Here is a 15,630-nt window from a genome sequence, read left to right as displayed (position 1 = left end):
TTTTTTTGATAAAAAAGTATGCATAACCCACACTATACTGCATAATTATTTTTCCATACTACAACGCTATACACATAGTGCCTCGTGTATTATTCACGAGGCACTATACACTCTCCGACAATTTAATGATAAACTACCACTGTTGTCCCGGACGGAATTGTATCATAAATCCATTTGGCATTATTAATGTCGAGCCTCACGCATCCATGCGAAAGCCCCATTCCCAGTCTACCATCCATCAAAGAACCATTATATCTGTTATACAGAACTGAATGGAATAAATAATCTCCATAAAACTGTGTCCACCAGTAACATATTGCATCCCCTGAAAAAAAGTGGTGACCTTTACTCCCTACACGAAACACACCTTCTACAGTAGGAGTACTTGTTTTTCCATCAGAGCAATCCCAAAACTGAATACAATTCCAGTTACCCTGCCACCCCTGGAAAATTCCCACTTTATGGTTACTTCGATTTACTAATATCAAAAACGGAGTGGAGCTGCTGTATAAATTTGCCCGTGCCTGCATCTGGCTAAGCGCAGTGGGAATTTTAGTCAAAGAATAGCTAGTTGTCCCCACAAGATTTGTAACGCCTCCTGACGTAACATAAACATGCGTCATATATTCCCCGCCGCTCACATGATTAGCACTGTCAACAGCAACATTCCATTTTCCACCACCACAGTTATTTCCTTCATACCAGATAATATCATCTTGGCCATTTGCAGTACTCCATGTAGGAAATTGTACACGATTTGCTGTTGCTCCCATAATTCCGACTTCCATCTGCGTGGAGCTTATTTGCATGTGATATACATAATTTTGGGCATATATTTCAGCATTTCCCGCCCCGCTCTTCACTCTTATTCCGTTTCCCATCGTCGGATAAATATGTATTGTATAATTACCAAAATGGTGTTTATGGTTTGCGACCTCGACATTAACTGTATAGGTTCCTTCTGTCAATTTCATAGCATCATACCAGACAATATCATTCTGATCAGCCTCGCACCAGACAGGAACCTGTACACGTTCTATACCAGAAAGCGCATATAAACCTGTGATAGTAACTGTAAATCTTCCCTTGGTCCCATCCACATTGGATACTTGAACAGATGCCAGCCTAGGAACTTCTTTCACCTCGAAGGAAGTTACCCCAACCCAGGACTGTGCTCCCCCCTTTGTTGTACAATACGCATGAACATTATACTGCCCTAGCTCTTTATGATCTCTTATATCGACTTTTAAATTATATTTCCCATTATCAACTCTATTGGCAGTATACCAAATAATATCATTTTGTCCACCTTCTGCCCCCCATATTGCAAATGAAAGTTTTTCTTCACCTGCAGGAATCTTTAGTCCTGAAATCTGGATGTCATATGTCTTTTCTTTCCCATCCTCATCAGACGCTGTAAAAGAACTATATTCGGCATTCATATTACAGCTGCTATTACCAACAAGCTGCATTACACCAGTAATATCAGTCATATAGACATGAATCTTATATGTCCCGATATTATATTTATGATATCCTATATTAGCGTCAACAATATAATTATCCTCATCATCTTTATATGCTGTATACCAAACAATATCATTCTGATCTGAACTTGCCCAGATTGGAATTTGAATTTTTTCAATAAGGTTACTGTTCTGTACTCCTGTAACTTTAACCTGGAATTTACCTGCTACTTTTTCTTCATTATTTACCTGTACTTCACCCACTGATGGCTTCAAGGTTTCAAAATCTCCCCCTGCCAGCCATATCAAGGTTCCATCAGGCATTTTAGCATAAGCATGGACATAATATTCGCCCAGACCTTTGTGATTTTTAACTGAAAGAGTATACGTATATGTATTAACCTCCTCTTTTTTAGCTGTATACCATCTTATATCATCCTGTCCATTCACTTTACTCCAAGTTGGTAATACAATACTGAAATCCCCTCCAGGCACAACCACGTCTGTAAGCCGTACTTCAAACTCGTCTTCTTCATTTCCTTTTTGCGAAACCTTCATATCCCCAATTTCAATAGACACAGAATTTTCAGTATTGCCAACATAATATTCGTATCCAGTTATATCTGTAACATAAATATGGGCGATATATCTTCCCATCGTATATTTGTGATTTTTAATATTTATGCCAGCGCTAAACTCATCTCCATTTCTCCTGGCTTCATACCATATGATATCATCCTGTCCGCCCTCTTCACTCCAGACAGGAATCCGAAGCTTTTCGATCAATTCTCCGTTAGCCAAAGCGGAAACCTTAATTTGAAAAGTTCCATCTTCTTGATTATTATTTACCTGAATCTCCCCTATCTGCGGGCTATCTGTCTCAAAATCAGTCGCCGAAAGAAATATTAGTTTACCGCTTTTCGTGGTAATATATGCATGAACATTATATTTCCCAAGCCCTTTATGATTCTTCAAATTTAGTTGAAGGATATATTCTCCATCCGCATTTTTTTTGGCATCGTACCAGCATATATCATCCTGACCATCTATCGCACTCCATACAGGAAACTGTACTTTTAATGCTCCTCCTGGCACGGTTAAATTTTGAAGCTTAACAGTATATGACAAAGCCTCCTTATCTTCTATTATTTCTAAATTTCCTGCTTCAACAGCTAAATTCTGACTAGTCGTTCCTAATAATTGCTTTTGGTTTGTAATGTCCGTTATATAAATGTGTATTATATACTCACCAACAGAATAATTATGTGACGCAATATTAACTGTCTGAACGTACTTACCGTTCTGTTCTTTTACATCGTACCACCGGATATCATCCTGTCCACCATCTTCAGACCAAACAGCAAATTCCATCTTTTTAATATACTGGCTATTTGTTATATCCTGCACATTGATATTAAATTTACCATTCTCAATATCTACTTCATCTGTATAAATCTGTCCTGCTGTTGGTAATGAAATATCAAAAGCTGTTTGCCCAAGCGGCAGCTGTACCCCATCGGTCAACAACGCATACACATGTACATTATACTTTCCGAGTCCACTATGATTACGGATATCAACGGAACATCCATAGCTGTTCTTATCCATTTTATATCCGTCATACCACACAAGATCGTCCTGACCTTGTTGATCACTCCATACAGCAAACTGTATCACTTTTAAGGAGGGAATATCAACGCCCGAACAAGAAATCTGATATTCTCCAACAGAATCCCGTGACTCAACATTTATCTGAATATTCTCTGTCGAATATTGCATCATATTTCTTTGATTTCCGTCAGATGCACTCGAATCTGCTGATAATGAAAAATCTTCTGCCGTATCTTCTGGTTCCGTTTCATCTGATTCTTCTTCCTCTTGATTCCCCGGCTGTTCTATAGCGTTTATCTCTTCAGTCGCCAAATTGCTATCCTTAATGGTTTCGATTTGTTGCTCCGCCTCTGATGCTCTGGTGTTATTTGCAAATAAAAAACTTGCCATCACCGCAATTAATAACAACAAAGTAACTTTTTTCATTCCCGCATCCCTCCTCATTTAGTATAACTTTTTATTTCAAACTAAAGTCGCACCTTTCCATGGACAAATTTGGATTATAATATGGATCGCCATTTTTTAATATATCCGGCCATTTTCCAGCAAATGTTGCAATTTCACTGTTAAATCTCTCTACTTTCTCTTTTGTATCCTCCAAGCCTCTGGATTTTGATTCATAATGATATAATTCGGCATATGGATTATAAACTATGAGATAACCTGCGTTTCGTATCTTCATACATAAATCAATGTCATTAAATGCCACTTTCAGGTTCTCGTCAAATCCTCCCACTTCTTCAAAGACACTTTTCTTTACCATCATGCAGGCCGCTGTTACAGCGCTTAAATCTTGGGCACATATAATTCTGGAAAAATATCCGTTTGCGCTCCTTGGCAGCCCAATAAATGCATGTCCAGCTATTCCACCAAATCCTACAATAACGCCGGCGTGCTGAATAGTATCATCATCATAATATAGCCTAGCACCCACAGCTCCCACATTATCATGCATACAATATCCTAATAACTCTTCCAGGCAATTGTCATTAATAATTTCTGTGTCGTTGTTAAGTAGCAGCAAATAATCGCCATTTGCAAAACCTGCTCCAAAATTGTTAATCGCTGAATAGTTAAACTCATCCTTCCAATATACAACTTTTACTTTACTATTTGCCTGTTCTAAATCCTTATAATATTTAAAAGTCTCTTCCTTCTCGCTATTATTCTCTACAATAATATATTCATAATTATCATACGCAGTCTTGCTTTCAATAGAGCTAATACATTTATCAAGATCATCTATATGATCCTTATTCGGTATAATAATTGAAATCATCGGATGATCTGTAAGAATATGATCTGTCTTATAAAGGCCAAGATATTCACCCTGCCGTACTTTCGCCTTAATCCCAACACGGTCATAATGAGCCTGAACCGCTTTTGCTCCGGCCTCAAAAGCATACAGCTTGCTTTCTGGATTTTCAGACGTAGAATCCTTATGTGCACGCCAGTGATATAAAACCTTGGGAATATGATATATATGTTTTGCCTGCTCTACACTTCTTAATACAAAATCATAGTCCTGTGCGCCGTCATACTCGCTTCTCAAAAGCCCTATTTGCCCAACAATATTCTTCTTTACTACAAACAAATGGCAAATATAATTCATTGAACATAATAAATCAATATTAAAATCAGTCTTAAAATGCGGGTCAAAATATTCTTTTCCATCCATGGATATTTTGTCTTCATCGGAATACAACACATCAATATCCGGGTACTGATTAATCGCTTTAGCACATTCAAACAAGGCATCTGGAGTCAGCAGATCATCGTGATCTGCGAAAACAATATAATCCCCTTCCGCTAATCCCATCGCCATATTAGTATTCGCTGATATTTGAAGGGGTTCTTTACTAAAGCAGACTTTAATTCTTTCATCAGCTTTGCAATAGTTCTCCAAAGCCTTACTCAAAGCAGAATTCAGGGCACCACTCCCATCTGAAAGGCACAATTCCCAATTACTATAAGTCTGCGCCTGAACCGACTGAATCATTTCATTTAAATAATTTAAGGGAGTTTTGTAAACCGGTACTAAAATACTGAATTTAGGTTTTATTTCAAACTCAGTATGTGCCTGTTTTTCAAGCTCTTCCTGTGTTGGTCGATATTTCTTCATCCATTCTTTATAATTATTTTCATCCAGCTTAAATATCTTTACAATACTTCTTTTGATCGTTTTTTTCAAACCATTATTGTTGAAATAAGCCCTGCTCTTAACACAAAGCGCATTTACTTTCATTACACCTTTTTTCAATGCAGAAGGATGAATTTCACATTTGTACGAAGACGCTTTAGCACCATCATGAATACAGATATTGATTGTTTTATCCTTTACTGTTCCCAGTTCAATCTTAAAGCCATGAATTTGCTCATCCAGTGCATCTGGGAATTCCATTTTTACATCCTGCCGAAACACCTCCTTCAGATCAAAGGAAAGCTTTTGTCCTTTATCTCCTTTAATTGATATATCGGCTTTCTCCCCAACAGAAATGTACCATCCTGTAATAGTCACCTTTCCGTCATCAATTTTAGGATTCTCTACATACTTATCTACTTTTTTTCGTAGTTTATTAATCTTTGCACACGGAATTGCATAGCTCAGTCTGTTTTTTCCGCCCTTATTCTCAAACACGCGGACAAACTGACTATCCCTCAGCTTTTCAGGAATAGCAACCCAAAAATAGTACTCTTTATCTATTCCATAAGAATCAGCTAAATGTTTCTTCCTTATTTCCATTCCTTCTTTTGTCGTTATTTTCACTGGCAAACGTTTATCATCCAAAAGGAACAACAATTCATTTTCACCAATGTCATTGTCTGTAAACCAGCCTTGTACTAGCAATGTGTTTGGTTTTCCAACCCTTAATCGATACCTAATAATCTTAAACTCGTTTTTGTTTTCACTCATATTTTGTCACCTACTTAAATAATTTATATAAAAACTTCATAAAACCGTAAATAAATGCAGCAAAAATCATAACAATAGAAAAAGTTTCTACGTCAAATCTGTCTGTCATTGTTCTCATGATCATTGTACCTTGCGTATCGTTTCCATCTATAACAAGCCCTGTCTTATCTTCCACGCCTTCTTGATAATAGAAAGAAACACCATCTGTATCAGTTGTATTTTCAGACCAAATAACAAACTTATAGCTTTTGTCCTTGCATCCCATGACAGTATCAAAAACAAATGGATTAAACTTTGTACTTTCAATTTCCGATGCAGCTTTTTCCCCCTCAGCAACAACTACGCCAGACTCATTATCCACCAGATTATAATGTACAATCACATCCGAGACCTCTCCCAAAATCTGACATTTAACCTCTATACCATCCAACGTATTTTCACGGCACTGAAAATTCTGCTCAACCTCAGCGCCACCAATATCTCCCATAGATAAATATTCGCTGCTGTCAATTGTTTTATCATATATCAAATTCATTTTGGTTATATGGGCATAAACAAAAGCGCATACAACTACAATAATTAGAACTATAATTTTTTTGATTTTTTTCATTTTTTACCTCTGTCTACGAATTTTCATATTCGCTGCATATAGTCTGCGCATCGCCGAAACGTTTTAGCTTTCCTTTTTCCAGCCATGCAATCTTGTTACATATCTTCTTCACCTGCTGTATACTGTGTGATACAAAAAGAATTGTCGTCCCCTTACGAACCATATCCTGTATTCTCTCCTCACACTTTTCCTGAAACCGGAAATCACCTACCGCCAGCACTTCATCTACGATAAGTATATCAGGAGTCCCGATTGTCGCTATAGCAAATCCGAGTCTTGAAACCATTCCTGATGAAAAGTTTTTCACAGGAACATCCATAAAATCTCGGAGTTCTGAAAAGCTCACTATATCCTCATAGTATTCTTCCATCTCCTTACGTGAATGTCCTAACAGTGCTCCATTCAGAAAAACATTTTCTCGTGCAGTTAGGTCCATATCGAAACCAGCGCCAAGTTCAATCAATGGCGCCACCGTTCCATAAACTGTTACTGTCCCTTCCGTAGGCTTTAACACTCCGGCAATCGTCTTCAGCATTGTACTCTTCCCGCTGCCATTCAATCCAATCAACCCCAAAGCATCACCTTTTAATACCTCAAAAGACACATTTTTTAAAGCCCAAAACTCTTCGAAGGAAACCTGGTTCTTAATGCTTTTTATCACATACTCCTTAAAGCTATCAAATTTCTCTGAAGATAGGTTGAATTTCATAGAAACATTGTCTACCTTTACCATCACTTTATTATCCATGTGTCATCACCTCTATAAATTCAATATAAACTGATCCTGATTCTTATAGAAAATCCACAATCCCAGACTAAGCATTAGTGCAGTCTCCAAAAACGCAATAAGAATAGAAGTCCAGTCAAAAATAATATTATTCAGCATGACATTTCTAAACATAATCAAAATGTTGGTAATTGGATTCAGCATTACAATTTTATTTAACCACTCTGGGAGCATAGACATAGGATAGATAACTGGAGTCAAGTACATCAACGCCATGGTAAAAACGGAGTACAAGTGCATAATATCTCTAAATTTCACAGTGATTGCGGCCAATATCAACCCTACTCCCAAAGAGAAAAAGACAATAAAAATCAGCGGTACAGGTACCAATAATATCGTCCAATGTAATTCCGCTCTTGTCACAATCATGACTAATATTAAGGCAGTAAATGAAGCCATTAAATTAATAAAGCTTGAAAATACATTTGACAAAACAAACAAATATTTAGGCACATATACCTTTTTAATCAAAGCAGCACTTGATACAATTGATGACATCGCACTTGTTGTAGCATCCGAAAAGAAATTGAAAATCACCTGCCCGCTCATAATATATAATGGGAAGTTTTCAATATCATATCTGAACAGGTTAGAAAACACAACAGAAAGTACTATCATCATGCATAATGGATTTAACAAGGTCCAAAGAACCCCCAGAACAGATCTCCTATATTTAATCTTTATATCTCTCGCCACCAGTTCTTCCAGCAACGGGATAAACTTTCTAAAATTTTGAATATATTTTGACAAAATCTATCCTCCTATTTCATAACGAAAACTAGCAGTACCTTTCGATACTGCTGTTTTCGTCCTTCTTTTCCTTACTTTTAAATGTTTATAAAAAATATACATAGTTAAAACCTTTCTATATATTTTCTATAAAAGCATTATAGCATCGGGAAGAGCAATTTTCAACTTCACATAGTCTTCATTATCTTTATCATGTTGACTATATCTATTCCATAATTGGCGGCTGAAGCCCAACCGGCTCCCTGAGGATTTTCTTTTATTCCAAGCCACTCAACATATGGTGCAACTCCTCTTAACACCAGATTAAACCTTGGATCTTCGCATCCGTTATTTAGTGGTTCTGTAGAAGCGTACGCTTTTAAATGCTGTATCTGGGCTCTTACTCCAGTCCGAACATCCCGAAAAGAAGCACAATTCCCCTGTGCATTGCCATCTACAGCCCCAATACCCGCAAAGTTGAACTGGTCAATCCTGACTATTCCGCCAAACCTTAACCACCCCGTCTCTTTCATTGCCTGAGCAAACGCCACCTCTGCTCTAACACCTTCCGCCTGTGCTTCTTCTAAATAAATCTGACAAAAGGTTTCCAGGTTTCCTGCTCCCCCTCCTTGTAATTCCTGTGCAGGATAACTGGCCCCACTGGAATTAAAATATCTAACCATTTGCGATATAGTAACCGTTGTATCTCCCATAATAGTATAATATTTTGTCGACACTACATTCTGTGATGTAGTTCCCACAAGGGCTTGCACTCCATTTAACAGTGTAACATATACATGTGCTGTATAGTTCCTTGAATTAAAGTTATGAAAAATTGGATCTACATTAGCCACCCATGTGCCATCCCCCTGTTTTTTTGCATCATACCATACAATATCACTTTGATTAGAAGCAGACCAAACAGGGACCTGTACTCTGCTTATCAAATCAGAGGGTTCGATTCCGGATATTCTCACATTAAAACTTCCTGTCGTACTATCGTAATCTGTGTCCACAACCTCGCTCGCTGTTGCATTTGAAACATAAAATTTTGTTGTCCCAAGCAGCTTCAGGCTACCATCCAACAACGTACCATAGACATGCACTTCATATTCTCCTGCTGTCTTATGATTCTGTATGGATGCTGTCGCCTCCCAGTCGCTCACGCCACTCTTCCGGCCACTATACCAGATTATATCATCCTGGCCGCCTTCCTTACTCCATGTCGCAAACTGGACACTCCTCAGTCCCCTGATCTGTCCCGCATTCGTAATCTTCAGGCTATACTCCATCTCTTTCCCGTCCAGGTTCTCCGCACTGATCTTCATCTCCGGCAGCTGTACTTCCTGGCTGGTCGATGTAAACCCTGTCACTCCATTCCCTGCGGTCAGATAAACGTGTACCTTATATGTTCCTGTCCCATAAGCATGATCTGCTATATTGACTGTCGTTTTATAGCTCCCATCTGCCTGTCTCTGTCCATCATACCACACGATATTGCTCTGGTCTGATGCGCTCCATACAGGTATCTGCACTCTATCCACACCTGATGCGGAAGATATATTCTCCACGAACACATCAAAGGTTCCGGCTGTCTGATTATAATTGTCTGTCCGAACGGACAGCTGCGGGCTGCTCACCGTATATTCCGTTGTCCCGAGCAGCTTTAGGCTGCCATCCAGCAGCGTTCCATAAACATGCACCGCATACTCTCCCGCTGTCTTATGGTTCTGTATGGACGCTGTCGCTTCCCAGTCGCTCACGCCGCTCTTCCGGCCACTATACCAGATTATATCATCCTGGCCGCCTTCCTTACTCCATGTCGCAAACTGGACACTCCTCAGTCCCCTGATCTGTCCCGCATTCGTAATCTTCAGGCTATACTCCATCTCTTTCCCGTCCAGGTTCTCCGCACTGATCTTCATCTCCGGCAGCTGTACTTCCTGGCTGGTCGATGCAAACCCTGTCACTCCATTCCCTGCGGTCAGATATACGTGCACTTTATATGATCCCGTTCCATAATTATGATCCGCTATATTGACTGTCACTTTATAGCTTCCATTCTCCTGCCTCTGCCCGTCGTACCACACGATATTGCTCTGGTCCGATGCGCTCCATACAGGTATCTGTACTCTGTCCACTCCTGATACCGAAGATATATTCTCCACGAACACGTCAAAGGTTCCGGCTGTCTGGCTATAATTGTCTGTCCGAACGGAAAAAGAAACTTCAGAAACAGTAAATCCAGTATTCCCAATCAAATATCTGGAGCCATCTTCAACTGTTGCGTATACATACGCCGTATAACTGCCGCTGGCTTTGTAATCATCAATATTCACCGTTGTCTGCCATGTGTTCTCTGATATTTTCTTGGCTGTATGCCATATAATATCACTCTGATCAGTTGCATGCCAAACTGGGATAGAAATGTCTGTAATGGAATCTGGCATATCAGCGAATTCCACTGTAATCGAATACTCTTTTTCCTCCCCGCTTAAAGATTCACCCGTCACTTTGCTACTAGTATCTGTAGAAAAATAAAAGGATGAAGTACATAGCATCTGAGTATTATCTAAAGTATATACATGTACAAAATATTTTCCCTTTGTATTCTTATAATCAGCTATATCAATATCTATCGTTTGGGAACTACCAGCAAAGGAATACCAATGTATATCATCCTGGCCACCTTCTTCGCTCCAGACAGCCACATTTGCGCCACTTCCCACACCTGTAACCCGCAGTTGCAGGGTGCCCTCATAATCATTTTTATTATAGACATTAGCCTCAGGATTTTTCGAAAGCCCATAAGCATTAGCAATACCGGTTGCATCCGCAATACCCAACTGCTTTAAAAAGCTCTCCTGAGAAAGCTTTGCCGCATCACTCGGATTAGAAATAAAAGCATGCTCTACAATAATTCCCGGGAAGCCATACTCTTTGCTGTAGCGTACAATTCCGTAGTAATCCTGTTTAGTTCCATTTGGATACGTATCATTTACTGTATCTCTAAAATAAATTCCTCTATTCGTCAATCCCAGAGAAACCAACTGATTCTGAATCTGCTGAGCAAGATTTCTCCCTGGTTCATGAACAGTGGGATTATAATTTGCATTGGGATAGATTACTTCTGCTCCATTGGCCTCTGAAGAAGTCGAGGAATTAATATGTATACTTACCAGAACATCTGCCTCATTGCAATACATGTCCACCCGTTCCTTAACGGTCAAGTAAGTATTATTATCAGTTCTAGTCATGCGCACTGTTACGCCACTATACTGTTCCAGTTCCTCCTTGCAATACTGAGCAATTTTCAAGGTTAGAATACTCTCCACTAATCCATTGGCAGATGCTCCTCCATCACTTCCACCATGTCCCGGATCAAGCACAACAACAAGATCATCCGACTTCTGTACTGCTGCTCTGCTTTTTTGTATACTATTTACCTGTTTTTCCGTTGCCGTAATCGCATTTTCTATATCATCTTCCGCCTCTGTGACTTCCCCCGTTTTCACATCTACAACAGATATTGCTAGTTCTTGAGCATCAGCATCGTCTACACTCTCATCATTTGCCTTACCATAGCCGGGATATTCCTCATTAACTCCAAACATCGACTCAATTCCAATATCCGAAAGATGGATTGTCTGTTCCACAGCATCCTGAACATAGATAAAATCTGTCAGAGTATATACACCGGTATCTGTTTCACCAAAACTATCTGAGAAAAGAAATAGTTCCCTCTCGTGTTTAGAAAGAGACATTTCTAGTATATCCCCTTCTTCTGACTGGTAAAGAAGTCTGGCATCTGTCACATTTTCACTTCCATCACCATATGAAACAACAACATTCTGTTCATTGGGTGCCTCGAGATACGGGTAATCAACGCTAACATAATTTATCAATCCCTGTGCAACAGAAGAGATACCACCTGCATTTTCCTCACTCTCTGTATTAATATTTTCTTCATTGCCAGTTACATTATTATCATCATCTTGTATGTTATCGCTATTTATAACGGATATATCTTGATCCACTGTTTCTTGATCAGTACCATCTTTCTTTGTTTCATTAGTATCCGTTTCATTCGAAACACTACTGTCAATACTGTCGGTAATATTCATATTATCAACAGTTGTGTCATCAGCCGCATATATATTTGTTCCGAATAGTAAACTAATCATCATTACTATAGAAAGCAAACCTGCAATTTTCCTTTTACTACTCATAGATATCCTCTCCTTTCCATATACATATTTTGAGTTTATAGATACGAAATTTTATATATTGCTATTCCGCTTTGCTCATATGTTTTTTCAAATTCTGCATATCCATTATCCAGTTTAAGTTCAATCTCCCCTCCAGTCATCAAATAATTCACACCGGTTTTCGACAAATCTGCATAAGAAATCTTAACCCTTATCCAGTCTGCCTGAATAGTTTCAAAAGCAGTTTCATTCTCTGTTAATTCTACCGTTATATGTGCATATCGATTATAAATACTCTCATACTCGCCTTCAGCATCTAGACTTTCCCACAGTTTTAGATTTGGATAAATATTAGTAGAGTTGACTGTTGGTGCTCCGCACGAGACAGAAAAAGCGGATAAAACTGGTTCCAATCCTATCGTAATCCATTTTGCATTTTCATCCTCTTTCTGTATTTCCTGGATTTCTTTTGCAACAGGTTTAGTATATATAGCGTCCAACCCTTTCATCACTGGACGAATATATATTCCGGTAAATATTGAAACAGCAATAAATCCAAAAGCAAGTAGCGCTTTTGTCCGTGGCTTTAATTCCAAAATCAATCCCACACAAAACAACACTATGATTACAAACATCAAAACACATTGCATACTGTTCAAATATTCTGGATAATACTTTTGGGAAACAAATATCGCCAATCCTCCAGTAATCATACTCAAAATCACTGCTAAAAACACAGGCATTTTCACACATTCACTACGCCTGGACAAAATCGCAACTATCAGCACTATTTGAATCAGTCCTAAAATATCCGCAGTTCTTATCGCCGTCGAATTCGAAAACAGGAGTACTTTAGCAACTATTTCCGGCAACCCTACTGTCACATATATTAGCATCGGAATTTCCACCAAAAGCAGACCACCAATAAGCCAATCTTTTTTCTTCTGCTTTATCCACATATATGCTGCCATTATGGTTGGAATCGGAAAAAGACTAAAAAACACTCCCGTTTCACTTGCATTTCCTATTTCTTGATATGCATAAAACGGAACCTGAGAATAGAACATCAATTTGTACAAACTAAATGAGCCATTGTCTACTCTCTCCCCAGGATAGACCGTAGCCGATATAGCTTGAATATAATCCTGGGATACCAAAAAGTATGAGGCAATGAGCGAAAGCATAAATAAAACACATCCGCCCACAATTGCCCAATCTTTTCCTCTCAGTTTCTTAACCTTCTGCCAGTTTTCATATAACATCCATACTCCTACTGCCAGAAATAAATATCCTAATGGAACTTGCCACGCAGGATACAAATTTGTAACAAAAATGCTGAAACACACAGCTGTCCCTAAGGCATATAATAGTTTTTTCCAACTCTTATCACTGTTTAAAAAATAATACAAACAAACGATAGTCCCCGGCCCTGCAACATAATATGGCGAAAACCCCCACCACAAATAAAACGATGAGCATATAACCAAAAATGCTCCCATTACAGATATCAGCTTATTCTTCTTACTTATAATACAAAATAGCTCCATTACCATTAAGAAACCAAAAATCAGCGGAGCAAACCAACAGAAACTAAACGCATTTTCTACAGGTAAAATTAAATAAACCAGTTCCCATGGTGCGTAACCGAGCGTAGCATATCCACCATAAACTCCATTAATAATATTAAGTGTATCCGTTCCCCGCAAAATATTATTATATTTTCCATATGCATCATCCCCATATGTCGACGCAAGCACAGCGGGAGTAGTTACTAGGAATTCGTCCGATCTTATATCTCTTGTTTCCCCTACTATTGGAATAGAAGCTGCTGTCCCCTCTCCAGGTTGTATCCATTCATTATAAACTCCAATAGAATCGCCATGGTAACGATTAACAGTTAAAAATACAAGTAACAAAACGCCTAGAATCCATCTTTTCTCAAATATCCATTTATACATGTCTCTAATTGAGAAAATAAAATGCAACCCCAGATAAAAAAGAACAAAAAACAAAATATATGCCCTATTTAAAGTAAGCCATATAGGCAAATTAGCTAAGTTACTCTGAAGAGTATCTATTTGCCAAAGACGACCTGTGACAACTGTTGATATAATCAGTGCCCAGCTTATAGACAGAAGTAAAAGAATTATAATCTGCACCCACTTTTTTGAAAAAGTCTTCTTACGAAACATAAACACATCCTCATCAATCATCAGCCTTATTTTCCCTCTCATGCAACGCCAATTCCTGGGTTAAATTCTTAATCCGGATGGACATTCTTGAGACCGCAACAGTAAGGATAAATATAATAACAAGCGCAAAACAGAATCCCAGGAAAAACAACATGTTTACCGGCGAATAAATTCCCAGCATTGCTGCCAGCTTAGTCATAAGTTCCGGAAAAATATCCAGTATCAGAACCCCCACACCTACTATGAGCCATGCCAGTGCATAACGTAATTCAAGAGATTTTTTCCGTATCATATTAATTATAAACCCTAATGCCACCAAAATAATAACTGCTATGATGATCTGCAAACGAATATTCATTATGACTTTCCTCCTCGCGGCCGCATTTTTTCAATTAAAATAGCCAGAGAAACCTTTATCATATAGTAGACTGACTTCTTTAGAGAAATCGAAGAAACTCCCCCATTTCTCTCTCTCATGACCACAGGAATCTCTTTTACTTTTTTCCCTCTCCGCAGTACAGCCACCACGCTTTCTGGTTCCGGATAATCTTTTGGATAATCCTGGGCAAACATTTCCATAATGTCTCTGTTCACCATGCGAAGGCCAGATGTGGGATCTGTAACCGTTTTCCCGGTCAAAAGTCTGATCAGAAAAGTAAAGTATTTGATACCTGCCCGCCTGGCACCAGAAGACTGAAAGCCTTCTTTCTCAATAAACCTGGAACCAATCACCATATCCGCACCTGTTTCCAAAAGATATTCTGACATTTTGCTCAGGAATCTTGGATCATGCTGTCCGTCTCCATCCACCTGAACCGCAAGGTCATAGCCATTTCTCACTCCGTATTTATAACCTGTCTGAACCGCTCCGCCGATTCCAAGATTAACCGGAAGATTTACAATGTTATAATTTAAATTTTCACATATTTCGCGTGTATTATCTACAGAACAGTCATTGATCACAACATAATCAAAATCTTGTGCTTTTCTCCGTATATCCTCTACTGTTTTCTGAATGCTGGCGCTTTCATTATACGCAGGAATTATCACTAATTTTTTCATATCAACATCCTCTTCTGTTATTTTCAATCTCTATTATTATATAAAGGCAAA

9 protein-coding genes are annotated in these 15,630 nt (G+C 38.6%); all 9 read right to left on the bottom strand.

The window, feature by feature from the left end; all coding sequences use genetic code 11:
- Nucleotides 1–122: 122 nt before the first annotated feature.
- The 9 genes from H7U36_RS07700 to H7U36_RS07660 all read right to left on the bottom strand — a co-directional run bounded on the left by H7U36_RS07700 (nucleotide 123) and on the right by H7U36_RS07660 (nucleotide 15,579).
- The gene (locus tag H7U36_RS07700) at nucleotides 123–3,503 is read right to left on the bottom strand and encodes a GBS Bsp-like repeat-containing protein (protein WP_205155971.1); all 3,381 of its coding nucleotides are present in this window, start codon (nucleotides 3,501–3,503) and stop codon (nucleotides 123–125) included.
- A 31-nt stretch (nucleotides 3,504–3,534) separates the two neighbouring features.
- A complete protein-coding gene (locus H7U36_RS07695; RefSeq protein WP_205155970.1) occupies nucleotides 3,535–5,991 on the bottom strand; it encodes a glycosyltransferase family 2 protein in 2,457 nt (818 codons plus the stop codon).
- A 10-nt stretch (nucleotides 5,992–6,001) separates the two neighbouring features.
- On the bottom strand, nucleotides 6,002–6,601 hold the full coding sequence (locus tag H7U36_RS07690; RefSeq protein ID WP_205155969.1) for a hypothetical protein: 600 nt from the start codon (nucleotides 6,599–6,601) through the stop codon (nucleotides 6,002–6,004).
- A 13-nt stretch (nucleotides 6,602–6,614) separates the two neighbouring features.
- Nucleotides 6,615–7,349, bottom strand: a complete 735-nt coding sequence (locus H7U36_RS07685; RefSeq protein ID WP_205155968.1) for an ABC transporter ATP-binding protein — start codon at nucleotides 7,347–7,349, stop codon at nucleotides 6,615–6,617.
- A gap of 12 nt (nucleotides 7,350–7,361) precedes the next feature.
- On the bottom strand, nucleotides 7,362–8,138 hold the full coding sequence (locus H7U36_RS07680; protein WP_205155967.1) for an ABC transporter permease: 777 nt from the start codon (nucleotides 8,136–8,138) through the stop codon (nucleotides 7,362–7,364).
- A gap of 167 nt (nucleotides 8,139–8,305) precedes the next feature.
- Nucleotides 8,306–12,346, bottom strand: coding sequence for a GBS Bsp-like repeat-containing protein (locus tag H7U36_RS07675; protein WP_205155966.1), 4,041 nt, complete (start codon nucleotides 12,344–12,346; stop codon nucleotides 8,306–8,308).
- Between the two features lie 35 nt (nucleotides 12,347–12,381).
- On the bottom strand, nucleotides 12,382–14,538 hold the full coding sequence (locus H7U36_RS07670; protein ID WP_205155965.1) for a DUF7657 domain-containing protein: 2,157 nt from the start codon (nucleotides 14,536–14,538) through the stop codon (nucleotides 12,382–12,384).
- The gene (locus H7U36_RS07665; RefSeq protein ID WP_205155964.1) at nucleotides 14,531–14,875 is read right to left on the bottom strand and encodes a DUF2304 domain-containing protein; all 345 of its coding nucleotides are present in this window, start codon (nucleotides 14,873–14,875) and stop codon (nucleotides 14,531–14,533) included. Before H7U36_RS07665 ends, H7U36_RS07670 begins: the two co-directional genes overlap by 8 nt.
- Nucleotides 14,875–15,579, bottom strand: coding sequence for a glycosyltransferase family 2 protein (locus H7U36_RS07660; protein ID WP_205155963.1), 705 nt, complete (start codon nucleotides 15,577–15,579; stop codon nucleotides 14,875–14,877). The genes H7U36_RS07665 and H7U36_RS07660 overlap by 1 nt, the downstream gene beginning before the upstream one ends.
- Nucleotides 15,580–15,630: the final 51 nt, after the last annotated feature.

It is taken from the genome of Faecalicatena fissicatena (assembly GCF_016900595.1).
GTDB classification, from domain to species: Bacteria; Bacillota; Clostridia; order Lachnospirales; family Lachnospiraceae; genus Claveliimonas; species Claveliimonas intestinigallinarum.
The sequence above is the reverse complement of the archived record's forward strand: the minus strand, read 5'-3'. Positions and strand labels throughout refer to the sequence as shown.

Excerpts from the sequence above, each read along its gene's own strand:
- H7U36_RS07700 (WP_205155971.1), bottom strand. The coding sequence starts at position 3,503 with ATGAAAAAAGTTACTTTGTTGTTATTAATTGCGGTGATGGCAAGTTTT.
- H7U36_RS07695 (WP_205155970.1), bottom strand. The coding sequence starts at position 5,991 with ATGAGTGAAAACAAAAACGAGTTTAAGATTATTAGGTATCGATTAAGG.
- H7U36_RS07690 (WP_205155969.1), bottom strand. The coding sequence starts at position 6,601 with ATGAAAAAAATCAAAAAAATTATAGTTCTAATTATTGTAGTTGTATGC.
- H7U36_RS07685 (WP_205155968.1), bottom strand. The coding sequence starts at position 7,349 with ATGGATAATAAAGTGATGGTAAAGGTAGACAATGTTTCTATGAAATTC.
- H7U36_RS07675 (WP_205155966.1), bottom strand. The coding sequence starts at position 12,346 with ATGAGTAGTAAAAGGAAAATTGCAGGTTTGCTTTCTATAGTAATGATG.
- H7U36_RS07670 (WP_205155965.1), bottom strand. The coding sequence starts at position 14,538 with ATGATTGATGAGGATGTGTTTATGTTTCGTAAGAAGACTTTTTCAAAA.
- H7U36_RS07665 (WP_205155964.1), bottom strand. The coding sequence starts at position 14,875 with ATGAATATTCGTTTGCAGATCATCATAGCAGTTATTATTTTGGTGGCA.
- H7U36_RS07660 (WP_205155963.1), bottom strand. The coding sequence starts at position 15,579 with ATGAAAAAATTAGTGATAATTCCTGCGTATAATGAAAGCGCCAGCATT.